The following is a 17,052-nucleotide window of genomic DNA, read 5'->3' on the forward strand; positions in this document are numbered from 1 at the left end:
CCGGGGGGAGTTACCCGGACGTGCGACGATGCTCGCTCAAAGAAGGCAGGAGTGGTTCCGCATTTGGGGAACCGCCCTATCGCGGCCCCCAGACCCCAGGACGCACCCCCGCCGCGCAGATCGCGCCGTAGGCGGTAATGCCGAGGGCGACGGCGGTGAATTGCCCGGGCAGGCCGAAGTCCAGCAGGTCCGCCAGCACCCAGCCTCCGCCAACCGCCAGGCCGATGCGCGACAGACCCGCTGCGACCGGGAAGGTCATGCGGCCCGCGCCCATGGCGGCGAAATAGAACGCCATGCCGATGCCCAGGCACGGCATGGCCCAGGCGATGATGGACAGCGCCTCGGAGGCGATGGCGCGCACCGCGGGATCGGTGGTGAAGGCGGCGGCTGTCGCGGCGGGGAAGATGGCGACCGGGATGGCGATGGCGCCTGTCACGCCCAGCGCCAACACGCCACCGGTCCAGGCGATGCGCCGCGCCTCGGGCCAGTCGCCGCCGCCCACGGCGCGCCCGACCAGGGCGGTCAGGGCGGAACCGACGCCGAAGGCGAGCGGGATCATCAGGAACTCCATCCGCGCCGAGATGCCGTAGCCAGCCACCGCCGCCGCGCCGTGATGGGCGATGCGCGCGGTGACCAGGATGGTGGCGAGGTTGGCGATCGTGGCCATGACGCAGGCGACCAGCCCGACCGCGAGAATGCGGTGGAACAGCGCGCGGCGCAGCGGCGTGCGCAGCGACGGGGTGAAGCCGGCGCTGCCGGACATCACGGCGGCGGCCATGATCAGCGCCGCGCCGGTCATCGCGACGGCGAAGGCGAGGCCGGCGCCGGCCAGGCCCATCCCGCCCGGTTCCATCAGCAGCCAGGCGAGCGGCGGATAGGCGATCCACGCGCCGATCACGCCGCGCGCGGCGAGAGCGTGCCGCCCGCCGCCACGCAGGATGGAGGCGAGGGTATTGGTCAGCCAGGTCGGCAGCGCGCCGGCGCCGAACAGCCAGGCGGAATAGGCGGCGGCGGCCTCGGCGGTCTCGGCCCCGCCGATCAGGCCGAGCAGGCTGCGCGGGAAAATGGCGAGCGGGAGGGCGAACAGCGCCGCGCCCGCGCAGGCGATGACCAGCGCGTGGGTCGCCAATGCGGCGGCTTCGTCGGGCTTCTTCGCGCCGAGGGCGCGGGCGATGGCCGAGACCACGCCGCCGCCCATCGCCCCCGCCGTCATCTGGCCGAGCAGCAGGGCGAAGGGCAGCACCAGCGCCCAGCCGGCGAGGGCGAGCGTGCCCTGCCGCGCGGCGAGCCAGGGTTCGATCAGCAGGGCGGCGACCTGGGTGGCGGCGAGCAGCGTGGTGGGCGCGGCCAGGGCGAAGATGCGACGCAGCCGGTCGCGTGCGGTGGGCACCGGGAAGGTGAGGCCGGCGGCGTCATTCATGGGGTGCGGTCTCGGCGTGGGTGTCGCGTGTTTCGGGTGTGCCGTAGCGGCGGCGGATCGCCTCGTTGGCGCCGGGGCCGGGCAGGATGCGGACATCATCTGGGCCGATCGGCGTGCCGTCGGCGCGGCGGGGTGGCGAGGCGAGCACCGGTGCGCCGGTGGCGCGGTCGATCATCAGCGTGGGCGGCCCCTCGGGGCCAGAGAAGTGCCGGGCACCCCAGTCGCGGATGGCGAGGTAGAGGGTGAAGGCGTCGCGGCCGCGATCGGTCAGCCGATAGGCATGGCGGCTGCCTTCGGGGACGCGTTCGAACAGCCCGTGCTCGACCAGCTGGGTCAGGCGCGTGGACAGGATGTTGGGCGCGATGCCGAGATTGGTGGCGAAGCCGTCGAAGCGGGTGGTGCCGGTGAAGGCTTCCCGCAGGATCAGCATGGTCCAGCGCTCGCCGAGCACGGCCATGGCGCGGGCGACGGGGCAGCGCATGGCGCCGAAATCGGTGGGTCGCATTCGGGTGTCCGGTGGCGGGGCGAGCATGGGGCCGCATAAGCTTGCAAATTGCAACTTTTAAATTGCAAGTTTCGTCGGAAAGGTTGTCCACAGGAAATTGCAGCCGGGTTGCATCGCAGAACTTGTGTCCTGACCCCGCTTTACCCTACCGTATGTTGTGTCAGGGGATGACAGGGGGACGCTTGCGATGGATTGGACCGCGGAAGCGATCGAGCGCCTGAAGGCGCTGTGGGCCGAGGGGCATTCGACGGCCGAGATCGGTCGTCGGATGGGCATCTCGAAGAATGCCGTGGTGGGCAAGGCGCATCGGCTGAACTTGCCGGCCCGGCCGAGCCCTATTCGCCGCGATGCCGTGCCGCGTCCGGCGCCGGTGCCGCGCGCGCCGCGGCCCGTGCCGGCCGCGCGGATGGCGCCGCCGCCTATGCTGCGTGCAGCGCCGGCCGTGCAGCATGCGCCGACGGTCGCCGTCGCGCCGCCCTCGCCGGTGGTGCGAGCATTCCCGGCGGCACGTCAGCGGATCGGGGCGCGCACCTGCTGCTGGCCGATCGGTGAACCTGGCACGAGCGGCTTCCGCTTCTGCGGTGGCGACCCGATGTCGGGCAAGCCTTATTGCACCGAACATGCGGCGCTTGCCTATGTGAAGCCGCGGGACAGGCGCGAAGACGCGGCGTAAGCCTTTCTCAAGCCGTCGGATGACGGGCGCGGCCCGAGGCGAATGCCTCGGGCCGTATTTGCTTGACCCGCGGACGGCGGGCGCCGCGCTTCCGCGGGCCTGCCTTCGCGCCATTCGGCGCATGCCGCCATCTGCCCGCGATTGGGGCGACGTGCGCGTTGCGCGGTGCGGATGCGCGTCATGATGGCTTCCGCCCACCTCGCATTGCGGCAATTCTGGTCGCAACATGCAATCGCGTCTGGCCGGGGTGGCGCTGCAGCTTGCGGCGCTGGCGACCTTCGTCGTCATGGACACGCTCATCAAACTGCTGACCTCGGGATTTCCCGTGACGCAGGTGATGTGGGCGCGCTTCCTGTTCGGCTTCATCACCGTCGCCATCGCGCTGCGGGTGACCACCGGCCAGTTTCCCTGGCGCAGCCGCGCTCCCGGTTGGCAGACCTTGCGCAGCCTGACGCTCGCCGCCTGCAACTTCCTGTTCACCACGGCGCTCGTACACATCCCGCTGGCCGATGCGACGGCGGTCGGCTTCGCCTCGCCGCTGTTCACCATCAGCCTCGCGGCGATCGTACTGAAGGAGAGCGTGGGATGGCGGCGCTGGGCGGGAGTCGCGATCGGCCTGATTGGCGTCGTCGTGCTGCTGCGCCCGCCCTTCATCTTCGGCGCCGCGCCGGTGCACTGGGCGATGATGCTGCCGCTCGGCACCGCCGCGCTGTTCGCGGTCTATCAGATCCTTACCCGGCGCCTCGCCGGGCTGGACGATGCGCGAACCACCATCTTCCACACCAGCCTGGCCGCCGCGGTGGTGATGTCGGCGACCACGCCGCTGGCCTGGACCTGGCCTTCGGGCGGTGGCTGGGCCGCGCTGATGCTGCTGGGCGTGCTGGGCGGCGCGGGGCATGGGTTGCTGGTCATGGCCTTCACGCGTGCGCCGGCCAGCCTTCTCGCGCCGATGTCCTACACCCAGATCATTTGGGCGGTGCTGGCGGGTGCGTTGGTGTTCGGCGACATCCCGGACGCGCTGACCGTGGTCGGCATGGCGATCGTGGCTGTCGGCGGTGTCCTGGTGGCGCTGCCCGACCGCAAGCGCGGCGGCTGATGCCATCGGCGGAGTCGCAGGCGGCTGGCGCCTGCCCGTGCTGTGTTCACGACATGCCTGTTCCGCGCAATCGTGCAGGTGGATTGAGGCCGCGCTTGCACCGCAGCCCCCGGTGGTCTAGCCAAGCTGCGCGTCGCTTGCATGGTTTCGGCGGCCCCATGGCCTGCCGGGGTGCCGCGGCCCCGGCGCGCGGGGCGCGGACGTGAGGGGATCGATGGCGGACATCGGATTGGCCAAAGGGGCCGAAGAACGCGGCCACGCGCGCGCGGCGCTCGACGTCGACAGCGTGCGGGACGCCTATCGCCGCTGGGCGAGCGTCTACGATACGGTGTTCGGCGGCGTGTCGGGGTTCGGGCGCCGGCGTGCCGTCGCGGCGGTGAACCGCCTGTCCGGCGTGCGCGTGCTGGAAGTGGGCGTCGGCACGGGCCTCGCCCTGCCGCTGTATCGGCGTGACCTGCAGGTGGTCGGCATCGACCTGTCGCGGGAGATGCTGCAGAAGGCCCAGCAACGCGTCGCTGCCGAACGCTTGGCCAATGTCCGCGGCCTCGTTGAGATGGACGCCGAGCGCATGGCCTTCGAGGACGGCGCCTTCGACATCGCGGTGGCGATGTTCACCGCGTCCGTCGTGCCGGATGCGAAGAAGCTGTTCGCCGAGATGTCGCGCGTGGTGCGCCCCGGCGGCCACATGCTGTTCGTCAACCATTTCGCCGCCGAGGGCGGGCCACGCTGGTGGATCGAGCGCGCCATGGCGCCGTTGTCGCGCCGACTCGGCTGGCATCCGGATTTCGCCCTGTGCGACCTGTTCGAACCCGAGACGACCACGGTCGAAAGCATCGAACCCTGCCCGCCGGCAGGCATCTTCACCCTCGTGCAGATGCGTAATCCGGTGGTCGCCACGCAGGCGTTGGCGGCGGAATAGGCGTCGTCCGTCGGTTCATGGCGCCGGGCGCGGCCGCTCGGTCCGCAGCACGATATTCCTGATCGATCGACGGTGCCCAACCGCCGTCGCGGCGCCGCGTCGGCCCGCGTGGCAGACCTCACGGATGCGGGACAATGTTTCGAATGCGCAGGGTTGCGCCGGTGTGGGGTGTGCTCACTTGTGCGGTGCGGGGTGGCGCGACTATGGTCCGCGCACGTCGCCGGCCCCTGGGGCCGGCAGCGGGCGCGTCGCCATGGCCGGTGTGGCCAGCGACTGCGGGATGCGGAATTCGTTGGGGTCGCGCGGCGACGCGCACGGGCAATGCTGATGCGGCAACGCGCACGGGGAATGGTGATGCGGTTGAGCGACTGTAAGCGCTTCTGGGCGGCGATGGGCGGCTTCGCGGCCGCGATGGCGGCGCTGCCGGCAATGGCCGAGGGCATGGTCGGCGCGCCGACGGCCTGGGGCATGGGACTTCAGCCGGCGGGTGGCCCTATCAAGGAAGCCATTCACGACTTCAACAATCTGGTCTTCGCCATCATCGTGGTGATCACCGTCTTCGTGGCCGGCCTGCTCGCCTGGGTGCTGTGGCGCTACCGTGCCGCGGTGAACCCGACGCCGTCGACGACCAGCCACAACACGATCCTGGAAGTGGCCTGGACCGCGGTGCCGGTGATCATCCTGCTGGTCATCGCCATCCCGTCCTTCCGGCTGATCTACTACGAGGACCGCACGCCCAACGCGGACATCACGATCAACGTACAGGGCCGGCAGTGGTATTGGCACTATGCCTACCCGGACAACGGCAACTTCGCGTTCGACAGCTACCCGGTCCCCGAGGATCAGCTGCCGCCGGAGCGTCGCCACCTGTACCGCCTCGCGGTGGACAACGAGCTGGTGATCCCGATCGGCGCCAATGTCCGCGTGGTGACGCAGGGCTATGACGTGATCCATTCCTTCTTCGTGCCCGCACTCGGCATCCAGCGCTATGCGATCCCGGGCCGCGCGCTCGAGACCTGGATGCGCGCCGACCACGAAGGCATCTTCTACGGCCAGTGCAACCAGATCTGCGGGACCAACCATTGGTTCATGCCGATCGCGGTGCGCGCCGTCAGCCGCGAGGATTTCGACAAGTGGGTGGCCGAGGCGCGCACGCGCTTCGCCCGCGCCGATGAACCGGCCGCGCCGGTGCTCGCCGCCCCCACCCAGACCGACACCGTGCAGATCGCGGAGGCGCGCCGTTAAGGCGCGATCCGGAGGAAGAACGATGGCCATCGCAACCGACGCGCATCACGACGACCACGACCACAAGCCGGGCTTCGTGTCCCGCTGGCTGTTCTCGACCAATCACAAGGATATCGGGACGCTCTACATCATCTTCTCGGTCTTCGCGGCGCTGATCGGCGTCGGCATGTCGGTGCTGATGCGCATCGAATTGCAGCAGCCGGGCATGCAGATCTTCGCCGACGGCCAGATGTGGAATGCCATTGTCTCGGCCCACGGCCTGATCATGGTGTTCTTCGTGGTCATGCCGGCGCTGATCGGCGGCTTCGGCAACTGGTTCGTGCCGCTGATGATCGGCGCGCCGGACATGGCCTTCCCGCGCATGAACAACATTTCGTTCTGGCTGCTGGTGCCGGCCTTCCTGCTGCTGGGCGCATCCGCCTTCGTGGGCGAAGGCCCGGGCGCAGGCTGGACAATCTATCCGCCGCTGTCGTCCAACCAGTTTCACCCGTCCATGGCAATGGACATGGCGCTGTTCTCGCTGCACCTGGCGGGCGCGTCGTCCATCATGGGCGCGGCGAACTTCATCACCACCATCTTGAACATGCGCGCGCCGGGGATGACCCTGCACAAGATGCCGCTGTTCGTGTGGTCAATGCTGGTCACCGCCTTCCTGCTGCTGCTGGCCGTTCCCGTGCTGGCCGGCGCGATCACCATGCTGATCACCGACCGCAACTTCGGCACCGCCTTCTTCAAGCCCGAGGGCGGCGGCGACCCGGTCCTGTTCCAGCACCTGTTCTGGTTCTTCGGCCACCCCGAAGTCTACATCATGATCCTGCCGGGCTTCGGCATCATCAGCCACGTGATCAGCACCTTCAGCCGCAAGCCGGTCTTCGGTTACCTCGGCATGGCCTATGCCATGGTCGCGATCGGCTTCGTCGGCTTCATCGTGTGGGCGCACCACATGTTCCAGTCGGGCATCTCGGTCGACACCCGCGCCTACTTCATGGCGGCGACGCTGGTGATCGCGGTGCCGACCGGCATCAAGATCTTCTCCTGGATCGCCACCATGTGGGGCGGGTCGATCGAGCTGAAGACCCCGATGCTGTTCGCCATCGGCTTCATCTTCCTGTTCACGGTCGGCGGCGTGACCGGCGTGGTGCTGGCGAATGCGGGCATCACCCAGGTGCTGCACAACACCTACTACGTCGTGGCGCACTTCCACTACGTGCTGTCGCTGGGCGCGGTGTTCAGCATCTATGCCGGTTTCTACTACTGGATCGGCAAGATGAGCGGCCACCAGTACCCGGAATTCTGGGGCAAGGTGCACTTCTGGCTCACCTTCATCGGCGTGAACCTGACCTTCTTCCCGATGCACTTCTCGGGCAACCAGGGCATGCCGCGCCGCTACCCGGATTACCCGGAAGCGCTGTGGGGCTGGAACCTGCTCGCCTCGATCGGGTCCTACATCTCGGCTGCGTCGCTGCTGCTGTTCCTCTACGTCGTCTTCCTGACCTTCCGCTCGAAGGAAAAGGTGGCCGACAACTATTGGGGCGCGGGTGCGACCACGCTCGAATGGCAGGTTTCCTCCCCGCCGCCGTTCCATACCTTCGATGAGCTGCCGCGCGTCCACTGAGCGGCGCCACCAGACGGAGTGACCATGAGCGATACCGCCATGGAAGCGGGACAGGGGGGCGCTGCCCCCCTTCCTGCGTCCTACGACATGTCCGAAGTGGGCGACTGGATTGCGCTGCTCAAGCCGCGCGTGATGTCGCTCGTGGTCTTCTCGGGCCTGGTGGGCCTGCTGGTTGCGCCGGGCGTGGGCGCGATGCACCCCGTCCTCGCGGTGACCGCCATCCTGTGCATCGCCGTTGCGTCCGGCGCGGCGGGCGCCATCAACATGTGGTACGACCGCGACATCGATGCGGTGATGCGCCGTACCGCCAAGCGGCCGATCCCCGATGGGCGCATCGCGCCGGGTGCGGCGCTCGCCTTCGGCATCTGGCTTGCGGTTGCCTCGGTCACGGTGATGTGGATGGCGACCAATGTCGCGGCCGCTGTGATCCTGGCGCTGTCGATTGCCTTCTATGTCTTTGTCTACACCATGTGGCTGAAGCGGCGGACGTCGCAGAACATCGTCATCGGCGGTGCCGCGGGCGCCTTTCCGCCGGTGATCGGCTGGGCTGCGGTGACCGGCGACGTGACGGCCGTGCCGATCATCCTGTTCGCCATCATCTTCATGTGGACGCCGCCGCATTTCTGGTCGCTCGCGCTGTGGGCACATGACGACTACGCGCGGGCCGGCGTGCCCATGCTGCCGGTGACTGCCGGGGCGCGCGAGACGCGACGCCAGATCGTGATCTATTCGGTGGTGCTCGCCCCGCTGGGCCTGGTGCCTTGGCTGGTGGGCTTCTCGGGCCCTGCCTATGCCGCCGTCGCGGCCTTGCTGGGGGCAATGTTCCTGCGCCATGCCATCGCCGTGCTGCGCGACCGGCAGGATGAGGCGGGACGCAGCCTGACGCGCGACGCGCCGGCGCGGGCCTGCTTCCGATTCTCGCTTTACTACCTGTTCATCCTGTTCGCGGCGCTGGCTGTCGATCGCCTGGTCCTCGGCGCATGACGCCTGAGGATCGCGCGCTTTTCGAGAAGCGCCGACGGGGGCGCAACATCGCCATCCTGGTCGTGTTGGTGTGCCTTGCGGGCCTTTTCTATTTCATCGGTATGGCGCGGCTGCTGCGCGGCGGCTGACGGCCGCCGACTTTTTTTCACGCCCTTGAACGCCGGTCGGCCTGCAACCGCAGGGTCTTGGCTTCGCACCGGGCATTGTCGCCCTGGTGCCGGCTGATGGCCAGGATGCGGTCGCGCCTGGCGCCCGTGGATTGCCGCCTGGCGGCGATCGGGGGATGGAGTGCCCGCCAAAGGTCCGTTCCGGACGAGCCGCATTCGCGCGACATCCATCCGCGGTGCGCAGGCGAGCCGCGCCGACGGCTGGCGGTTTTGCGCGACCGCGATCCGAGTCGCGGTGGCGCCAGGCGTCGCCGTGTCCGGCCGCGCGCCATCCTGCCCTTGCCAAGCACCCGCCACGGGGGCAGATGACCCCCATGGACGAGACACGGGCCGCGGCAATGAAGCGCCGCAACAGGCGCGCCGGATTCACCATTGCCACCGTCGCGGCGGGGATGGTTGGCCTCTCCTTCGCCTCGGTGCCGCTGTACACGCTGTTCTGCAGCATCACCGGGTACAATGGCACGGTGCAGACCGGGCAGGCCGCCCCGGGTGCGACTGAACGCACCATCCAGGTCCGCTTCGCCGCCCAGACGGACCGCGGCCTGCCGTGGCGCTTCCAGCCTGAGCAGCCCAGCATGACTGTTCGCCTGGGTGAGGAAGGCCTCGCCTTCTACACCGCCACCAACCAGGCGACGACGCCGGTCACCGGCATTTCGGTCTACAACGTGACGCCCGAGAAGGTCGGCCGGTATTTCCACAAGGTCGCCTGCTTCTGCTTCGACGAACAGACGCTGACGCCGGGCCAGAGGGCGGACATGCCGGTGTCGTTCTGGGTCGATCCCCGCATCGCCGAGGACCCCAACACGCGCGACGTCACGGCGATCACCCTGTCGTATACCTTCTTCCGCACCATCGAGGACGCGCAGCGCGCCGGCGCGCTGGCCAATGCCGGGGCCCATGTCGGGCGGTCGGGCGGGCGGACCAACTGACGGGCCCATCCTGCTTCGGAATGCGGGTCCTGTTGGTGTTCGGCACCCCGCCGCCGCTGGTCCTTTGAGGCGCCCTCATAGGCTTCAGCGCCCCTCGAACGAGACCCATCGCCTCGGCAACCATCACCATGCGACTGGCCGAACGACCGGGACGCAGCCGACATCGTCTCCCGATCCTGACGCGCCCATGGCGATCGGGCTCACCCACCCGGCCAGAGGCGTTCCCGTTCGCGCCGGCTCACGGCACCGTCTCCAGCCCATTGCTCTCGCGAGCGGTGTCACCCGCTCAGGTGACCCCCCCCGATCGGGGCCGGTTCCAGGCGATGGAGCCGTTTCCCCGCGCCATGGCTTCCAGCCAGGGCTCCTGGCTTCTGTCATCGCGAACATCCTCACTCGGTCAGGTGACCGCACCCGATCGGGATCTGATCTCGCCTCCTTTCCGTTCGCCCTGGCACCCGGCAACGTCCTTACCGCGTTGTCTTGCGGGCATCGTCACCCGACCAGATCCCTCCAACCGATCGGGGTCTAAGCCTGGTATCGGTTTCCAAAGGCCCACTGGCCTTTGGTGGGGTGGCTTGGAGGGACAAAGCCCCTCCAATCCGCCACCAAGGCCCGGCGCAACATTCCCCGGCCGCCGCGGCATCCGGCGCCAATCGCCCCCTCCGGGCCTTGCCCGCTTCTGTGCTACAGCCCCCCGACCCATGGCCCTTTCCCCCGCCTTCCTCGACGAGCTGCGCGCCCGCACGCCCTTGCCCGGCCTGATCGGCCGCAAGACGCGGCTGGCGAAGTCGGGTCGCAACTGGAAGGGCTGCTGCCCCTTTCATGGCGAAAAGACACCGTCCTTCTACGTCTATGACGACCACTTCCATTGCTTCGGCTGCGGCGCGCACGGGGATGCCATCTCCTTCCTGATGCGTGCCGAGGGGGCCGCCTTCCCCGAGGCTGTCGAACGCCTGGCCGCCGAGGCCGGCATGGAGGTCCCCAAGCCCTCCGCGCAGGAAGCCGCGCGGGACCGCCGCGCGCGCGACCTGCACGCCGTCATGGCCGCGGCCGCCGAGGCCTATCATCGCCGATTGTTCCTGCCGGAGGGACGCGCCGCGCTCGACTACCTGCTGCGCCGGGGACTGAAGGAACAGACGATCCGCGACTTCACCCTCGGCTGGGCGCCGGGCGGTCGCGGGGCGCTCGCCGCCGACCTGCGCGGGGAGGACATCACCGAGGCCCAGATGATCGAGGCCGGGCTGCTGCGGGAAGGCGAGGCCGGCGAACCATCCCGCGACTTCTTCTTCTCGCGCGTCATGTTCCCGATCCGCGACCGGCGCGGCCGGGTCATCGCCTTCGGCGGGCGCATCCTCGGCGATGGCCAGCCGAAATACGTGAACAGTCCGGAGACGCCGCTGTTCCGCAAGCGGATGGGCCTCTACGGCCTGGACCTGGCGCGGGAGGGCGCGTTCCGGGGCGCGGCCGTCGTCGCCGTCGAGGGCTACATGGACGTCATCGCGCTGCACCAGGCGGGCTTCACCGGCGCGGTGGCACCGCTCGGCACGGCGCTGACGCCCGAACAGCTGGAAGAACTCTGGCGCATCTCGCCCGAGCCGGTGTTGTGCTTCGATGGCGATGCGGCCGGCGCGCGGGCGGCGGCCCGGGCAGCGGAACTCGCCCTGCCGCTGATCTCGACGGAACGGACGCTGCGGCTCGCCACCCTGCCCTCGGGGGAGGACCCCGACACGCTGACAGCCAAGCGCGGCCCGGCGGCCTTCCAAGCGGTGCTGGATGCGGCCCAGCCGATGTCCGAGGCGCTGTTCGGCCTGATCACCGAAGGCCGCCCCGCCGCCACCCCCGAACAGCGCGCCGCCCTGCGCAACCGCCTTGCGGGTGCGGCCGGGGCAATCCCGGACAAGGCGCTGGCGGCGGAATATCGCCGGGTGTTGCTCGATCGCTTCTTCGCGGCCTCCCGCGTCAAGACCGGGGGGAAGCCGATGCCCCGCCGGCCCGCCCGCCCGGCCATCGAAGCCGGCCCGGTGCGGGCCGAACGGGCGCGGATGATGTTCGCCATAATCCTGCGCCATCCCTGGCTGCTGCCCCAGGTTGAGGAGGCGATCGGGTTGCTCGATTTGCCCGAAGGACGCGCGACGCAACTGCGGGACGCGATTCTGGCATGGCATGTCGCCGCCGAGCCGCTTGACTCTGAGGGGCTGATCGCCCACCTCGGCCGATACGGTGTGGAAGATGCAGTGGCCTGGGCGTTGATGCCGACCGGCCTGCCTCTCGCGGCGGGGCCTCAGTCCCTGCCCGGGGAGGTCGAGGAAGGCTTCTGGCATTTCTTCCTGCGCCTGCGCGGCGAGGCTGAATTGATCGAGGACCAGCAGGAAGCCCGGCATATTCTGGCCGAGACGAATGACCCCTCGGCGCAACGCCGGCTCATCCTGGTGACGGAGGCGCTCGACGCGCTCCGCCGCGGGGAAGGGGCCTCCGGGGCGTCTGGCGACGCCGCATAGTAGTGAGACCTTTTTTTCGGGCATCCGGCCACACCGGATGCCCGAAACCGTTGGACGGAGCGGAAAGCGCATGGCGAGCAAGGCGGCGAGCGGGGCTGAGACGACCGAGACGCGGGACGAGCAGGTCGAGGGACTGCTGCTCGATACCCAGTCGGCGGCCGTGAAGAAGCTGATCGCCCGGGGCAAGGAGCGCGGCTACGTCACCTATGACGAGATCAACGCCGCCCTGCCGCAGGACCAGGTCTCCTCCGAGACGATCGAGGACACCATGGCCATGCTGAGCGAGGCCGGCGTCAACGTCGTCGAGAACGAGGAAAGCGAGGACGGCGAGACCGCCGTCGCCAAGCCGGCCGAAAAGAAGGATGGCGAGGAGGAGGAGGAATCCGGCGGCAACGTCGATGAGGAATCCCTCGGCCGCACCGATGACCCGGTGCGCATGTACCTGCGCGAGATGGGCTCGGTCGAACTGCTGAGCCGCGAGGGCGAGATCGCCATCGCCAAGCGCATCGAGGCCGGCCGGGACATGATGATCGGGGGCCTCTGCGAGAGCCCGCTGACCTTCCAGGCCATCCTGCGCTGGCATGAGGCGGTGAAGGCCACGCCGCCGCGCATGCTGCTGCGCGACGTCATCGACCTCGAAGCCACGCAATCCGCCGGCAACCCCGATGGCGCGCCCGCCGAGGCCGCCGAGGAGGAATTCGAGGAAGGCGACGAGGGCGAGGGGATGGGCCTGTCGCTCTCCGCGCTCGAGGAAAAGCTGAAGCCGGAAGTGCTGGCGAACTTCGCCGAGATCGAGAGCCTGTACGGCAAGCTGCAGAAGCTCTCGAACAAGCGCATGGATGCCTACCATGCCGGCGAGGAGCTCGTTGGTCGTGGCGAGAAGAACTACGAGAAGCTGCGTCGCGAGCTGATTGCGCTGGTGGAAAAGGTCCACCTCCACAACAACCGCATCGAGGAACTGGTCGACCAGCTCAAAGGCCTCAATCGCAAGCTGACGGTGCTCGAAGGGCAGGTGCTGCGCCAGGCCGAGGCGCACAAGGTCAAGCGCGAGGACTTCCTGCAGCAGTGGCGCGGGTCGGAACTCGACCCGTCCTGGCTGGAGCGCGTCGGCGCCCTACCGTCGAAGAACTGGAAGGCCTTCGTCGCCAAGTCGAGCGTCGAGGTCGAGCAGATCCGCGCCCGCATCGCCGAGGTCGCCAACCTGACCGGCATGCCGGTGGCGGAATACAAGCGCGTCTACGCGACGGTCAGCCGCGGTGAGCGCGACATGACCCAGGCGAAGAAGGAGATGATCGAGGCCAACCTCCGCCTCGTGATCTCCATCGCCAAGAAGTACACGAACCGCGGCCTGCAGTTCCTGGATCTGATCCAGGAGGGCAATATCGGCCTGATGAAGGCGGTGGATAAGTTCGAATACCGCCGCGGCTACAAGTTCAGCACCTATGCGACCTGGTGGATCCGCCAGGCGATCACGCGGTCCATCGCCGACCAGGCGCGGACCATCCGCATCCCGGTCCACATGATCGAGACGATCAACAAGCTGGTCCGGACGTCGCGCCAGATGCTGCACGAGATCGGCCGCGAGCCGCAGCCCGAGGAACTGGCCGAGAAGCTCGGCATGCCCTTGGAGAAGGTCCGCAAGGTCCTCAAGATCGCCAAGGAGCCGATCTCGCTGGAGACGCCGATCGGCGACGAGGAAGACAGCCATCTCGGCGACTTCATCGAGGACAAGGCGGCGGTCATCCCGCTGGATGCCGCCATCCAGTCCAACCTGCGCGAAGCGACGACGCGCGTGCTGGCTTCGCTCACGCCGCGCGAGGAACGCGTGCTGCGCATGCGCTTCGGCATCGGCATGAACACCGACCACACGCTCGAAGAAGTCGGCCAGCAGTTCAACGTGACGCGCGAACGCATCCGGCAGATCGAGGCCAAGGCGCTGCGCAAGCTGAAGCACCCCAGCCGGTCGCGGAAGCTGCGGTCCTTCCTCGACAATTGATGGCGACGGGGGTTCACGCCCCCGTTGACCACCCCGCCGCCTACCCGCGAGAGTCGCGCCAAACAGGGGGTTCGCGCCCATGGCGGCAACATTGAGTGGCATCCAGGAGGTGGTGGTCGACGTCACCTTCCTGCGTATGGAAGCCCCGCCGACCGACCCGCCGCGCCCGCTGCCAGCCGATGTCCGGGTGGAGCAGGCGCGTCATTGCTCCGTGCCGTTCTATCGCTACCTCTACGACACGGTGGGCGAACCCTGGCTGTGGTGGATGCGTCGCACCGCCTCCGATGCCGATCTTGCCGCGCTGTTGTCGATGCAGGCCGTGTCGATCCACGTGCTGATGAAGGATGGCGAGCCGGCGGGGTTCTATGAGCTCGACCGCCGGCATCCGCATGCGGTGAACCTCGCCTATTTCGGCCTGATGCCCTGGGCGATCGGCACCGGGGTTGGCCGCGCCTTCCTGCGCCACGCGGTCGATGCCGCCTGGGCGGCCGGCAAGGCGATGGTCACGGTGAACACCTGCACGGCCGACCATCCGCGCGCCCTGCCGGCCTACCTCGCCGCCGGCTTCCGGACACTGCGCACGGTGCGGGAGGTCTGGCCGGTGCCGACGCGGCTCGGGCTGCGCATCCCGGCGCATCTGGGGCGCTGAGGGCGCCGAGAGGGGCGGCTTCCCCTCCAAGCCGCCCAGCCAGGGGGGCTGGGCCGTGGGCGCATGGCGCGGATGGTGGCGCAAATCCTGCGTGGGCGCGAACCGTTGCGCGCCACAGTCATCGGGTCATGCGGAAGGCGCCCTTTCCGGTCCGCCGCCCCGGCACATCGAACGCCGGCGCGGCGCGCCGAACAGCGCCCCTCGCCGTTCCGGCCCTTACAATGCCCCGAGCACGATCCCCTCTGTCAGGATCTGTGGCAGGATGCGCGGCGTCGTCGCTCCGGCCGGATAATACAGGTACAGCGGCACGCCATCCCGCCCATGGGCGCGCAACGCGGCGGTGATCGCCGGATCCCCGCGCGTCCAGTCCCCGGTCAGCACCGTCACGCCGCGCTGCGCGAAGGCGGTGCGCACGCCCTCGGTGCCCAGGGCGATGCGCTCATTGACCTTGCAGGTGATGCACCAGGCCGCCGTCAGGTTGACGAAGACCGGCCGTCCCTCGGCCAGCAGGGCGGCCAGCCGCGCCTCGGACCAGGCTTCCGCGCCTTCCGCCCCGGTCGTCTGCGCTGGGGCAGGGGCCGCGTGCAGCACCGGCAGCAGCGCCAGCGCACCAACCATGGCGACGGCGCCGACGAAGCGCCCCAGACGGCCGCCGGAAGCCTGCGCCAGGCCAACCGCCCAGGCCGCGAAGCCGATCAGCACGCCGCCCACCAGCACCACCAGCACCGCCGGCGGCCCGGCCTGTTCCGCCAGCACCCAAACAAGCCAGGCGGCCGCGCCGTACATCGGGAAGGCGAGACCCTGCTTCAGCCGGTCCATCCAGACGCCCGGCTTCGGCAGCACCCTCGCCAGCCCCGGCGCTGCACCCAGCACCGCGTAAGGCAGCGCCATCCCCAGCCCCATCGCGCCGAACACGGCCAGCGCCTCGACCGCGCCGAGCCCCAGCGCCGCGCCGATCGCCGCCGCCATGAACGGCGCCGTGCAGGGCGTCGCCACCAGCACCGCCAGCGTCCCGGTGAAGAACGACCCGGCATGCCCGCCCCGCCCGGCCAGCGCGCCGCCCGCGGAGACCGGCCCGCCCAAGCCATAGACCCCCGACAGGTTCAGCCCCACCGCGAGCATCAGCCAGGCCATCGCGCCGACGAAGACCGGCGAGGTGAACTGGAACCCCCAGCCCGCCACGCCACCGGCGGCGCGCAGCCCGATCATCAGGCCACCCAGAGCAAGGAAGGACAGCACCACCCCGGCGGTATAGGACGCAGCGTGGGCTCGCACCGTCCCGCCTGCCGCCCCCGACAGCCGCGCCAGCGCAACCGCCTTCATCGCCAGGATGGGGAAGACGCAGGGCATCAGGTTCAGGATCAACCCACCCAGGGCGGCGAACAGCACCGCCTGCCACAGCGGCAGCCCGCCCGCCGCCGGCACCTCGCCCGGCGGTGCCGAGATCAGATAGGCCCCGCGCACCCCTGCCGCGTCGGTGATGGCGACCACGCCCTCGATGGCCGGCGGAAGCGGTTCCGCCCGTGCGCGCGTCAGGCCAAGGCGCAGCACCCCATCGCGCACCGTCAACGGTTGCGGTGCGGCGTTGTCGAGCAGGTTGGCCTCGATCGGGAAGAAGAAGGCATCCCGCACCGCACCTGGCGCGATGGCCGGGCCGGTGATGTCGATCGCGCCATGGATGCCGTCGAAGCCGACCCGCGCGGCGAAAGGACCGGCGCGCGGTTCGGCCGCCTCGGCGGCAGTGAAGGTCGGGCCGGTCACCGGATCGGGGCGCGGCGCGGCCTCCACCGGGATATCCAGGCGGAAGGCGCCATTCTCGGGTATGCAGACCTGCTCGCAGACCAGCCAGGTCGCATCGGCGACGAGGGTGAAGGTCTCGCCCGGGCGCAGGGAGGCCGGCGGGGTCACCGGGATGTTGAAGACGGCCTCACCCTCGTAGCCGAAATTCACCAGCGGGCCGAATGGGATGCGCTGGGGTGCGGGGAAGCGCATGGCGCCGGCCGTGGCGCCCTCGGGCAGCGCCAGCGTGACTTCGGGCGGCTGCCCGGCATCGCCCGGATTGATCCAGTAGGTGTGCCAGCCCGGGGCAAGGCGCTGGCGCAACGCGACCCGGAACGGTTGGCCCGGGGCGAGGGCCGCCTGGTCGGCGATCAGCGTGACGGTCGCGCGGGGGGAGGTGACAGGCGCGCTTTCGATTGCCCACGCCGTGGGGGCGGCAGCCATCAGGGCGGCGAGCAGGGCGAACAGGCGCAGCATGGAGGCGCATGAAGGGCCTCCCGACGCCCAGTGCAAGTGCTTCGTCACCGAATAAGGCGTCTGGGCCATGGCGGCCTGCCGCCCGATCGGCGAACAAGGC

General features: G+C 69.4%; 14 protein-coding genes. 11 read left to right on the forward strand and 3 right to left on the reverse strand.

All coding sequences use genetic code 11. The features are described from left to right. Positions 1 to 76: 76 nt before the first annotated feature. Positions 77 to 1,420: an MATE family efflux transporter gene (locus AAFN86_RS12000; RefSeq protein WP_347543561.1), complete on the reverse strand. Its 1,344-nt coding sequence runs from the start codon at positions 1,418 to 1,420 to the stop codon at positions 77 to 79. Beyond that, entirely contained in the window at positions 1,413 to 1,925 is a 513-nt protein-coding gene (locus tag AAFN86_RS12005) for a helix-turn-helix domain-containing protein (protein WP_347543562.1), read from the reverse strand. Before AAFN86_RS12005 ends, AAFN86_RS12000 begins: the two co-directional genes overlap by 8 nt. Before the next feature lie 187 nt (positions 1,926 to 2,112). Between AAFN86_RS12005 and AAFN86_RS12010 the strand changes: the two genes are divergently transcribed. From AAFN86_RS12010 to AAFN86_RS12060, 11 genes are all read left to right on the forward strand, one after another. Continuing rightward, complete coding sequence (locus AAFN86_RS12010; protein ID WP_347543563.1) at positions 2,113 to 2,598, forward strand: GcrA family cell cycle regulator; 486 nt, start codon at positions 2,113 to 2,115, stop codon at positions 2,596 to 2,598. Between the two features lie 226 nt (positions 2,599 to 2,824). Continuing rightward, positions 2,825 to 3,694 carry a DMT family transporter gene (locus tag AAFN86_RS12015; protein WP_347543564.1) on the forward strand — a complete coding sequence of 290 codons (870 nt, stop codon included), beginning with the start codon at positions 2,825 to 2,827 and terminating at the stop codon, positions 3,692 to 3,694. A 214-nt stretch (positions 3,695 to 3,908) separates the two neighbouring features. Then, the gene (locus tag AAFN86_RS12020) at positions 3,909 to 4,613 is read left to right on the forward strand and encodes a class I SAM-dependent methyltransferase (RefSeq protein ID WP_347543565.1); all 705 of its coding nucleotides are present in this window, start codon (positions 3,909 to 3,911) and stop codon (positions 4,611 to 4,613) included. 354 nt (positions 4,614 to 4,967) lie between these two features. Then, entirely contained in the window at positions 4,968 to 5,858 is an 891-nt protein-coding gene (gene coxB / locus AAFN86_RS12025; RefSeq protein WP_408906599.1) for a cytochrome c oxidase subunit II, read from the forward strand. Positions 5,859 to 5,880: 22 nt separating this feature from the next. Then, on the forward strand, positions 5,881 to 7,473 hold the full coding sequence (ctaD, locus tag AAFN86_RS12030; RefSeq protein WP_347543567.1) for a cytochrome c oxidase subunit I: 1,593 nt from the start codon (positions 5,881 to 5,883) through the stop codon (positions 7,471 to 7,473). A gap of 24 nt (positions 7,474 to 7,497) precedes the next feature. Continuing rightward, on the forward strand, positions 7,498 to 8,457 hold the full coding sequence (locus AAFN86_RS12035) for a heme o synthase (RefSeq protein WP_408906600.1): 960 nt from the start codon (positions 7,498 to 7,500) through the stop codon (positions 8,455 to 8,457). Beyond that, positions 8,454 to 8,585, forward strand: a complete 132-nt coding sequence (locus AAFN86_RS12040; protein ID WP_347543568.1) for a hypothetical protein — start codon at positions 8,454 to 8,456, stop codon at positions 8,583 to 8,585. The genes AAFN86_RS12035 and AAFN86_RS12040 overlap by 4 nt, the downstream gene beginning before the upstream one ends. 353 nt (positions 8,586 to 8,938) lie before the next feature. Then, positions 8,939 to 9,553 (forward strand): cytochrome c oxidase assembly protein, encoded by a 615-nt coding sequence (locus tag AAFN86_RS12045; protein WP_347543569.1) that lies wholly within the window; start codon positions 8,939 to 8,941, stop codon positions 9,551 to 9,553. A gap of 701 nt (positions 9,554 to 10,254) precedes the next feature. Then, positions 10,255 to 12,051, forward strand: a complete 1,797-nt coding sequence (gene dnaG, locus AAFN86_RS12050; protein WP_347543570.1) for a DNA primase — start codon at positions 10,255 to 10,257, stop codon at positions 12,049 to 12,051. Positions 12,052 to 12,121: 70 nt separating this feature from the next. Next, entirely contained in the window at positions 12,122 to 14,047 is a 1,926-nt protein-coding gene (rpoD, locus tag AAFN86_RS12055) for an RNA polymerase sigma factor RpoD (protein WP_347543571.1), read from the forward strand. A 79-nt stretch (positions 14,048 to 14,126) separates the two neighbouring features. Then, a complete protein-coding gene (locus AAFN86_RS12060; RefSeq protein WP_347543572.1) occupies positions 14,127 to 14,696 on the forward strand; it encodes a GNAT family N-acetyltransferase in 570 nt (189 codons plus the stop codon). A gap of 216 nt (positions 14,697 to 14,912) precedes the next feature. On the opposite strand, the gene AAFN86_RS12065 is transcribed toward AAFN86_RS12060, so the two are convergent. Then, positions 14,913 to 16,952, reverse strand: a complete 2,040-nt coding sequence (locus AAFN86_RS12065) for a protein-disulfide reductase DsbD domain-containing protein (protein WP_347543573.1) — start codon at positions 16,950 to 16,952, stop codon at positions 14,913 to 14,915. Positions 16,953 to 17,052 lie beyond the last annotated feature (100 nt).

Origin of the sequence: Roseomonas sp. CAU 1739, assembly GCF_039839775.1 — a bacterium.
Taxonomy (GTDB): domain Bacteria; phylum Pseudomonadota; class Alphaproteobacteria; order Acetobacterales; family Acetobacteraceae; genus Neoroseomonas.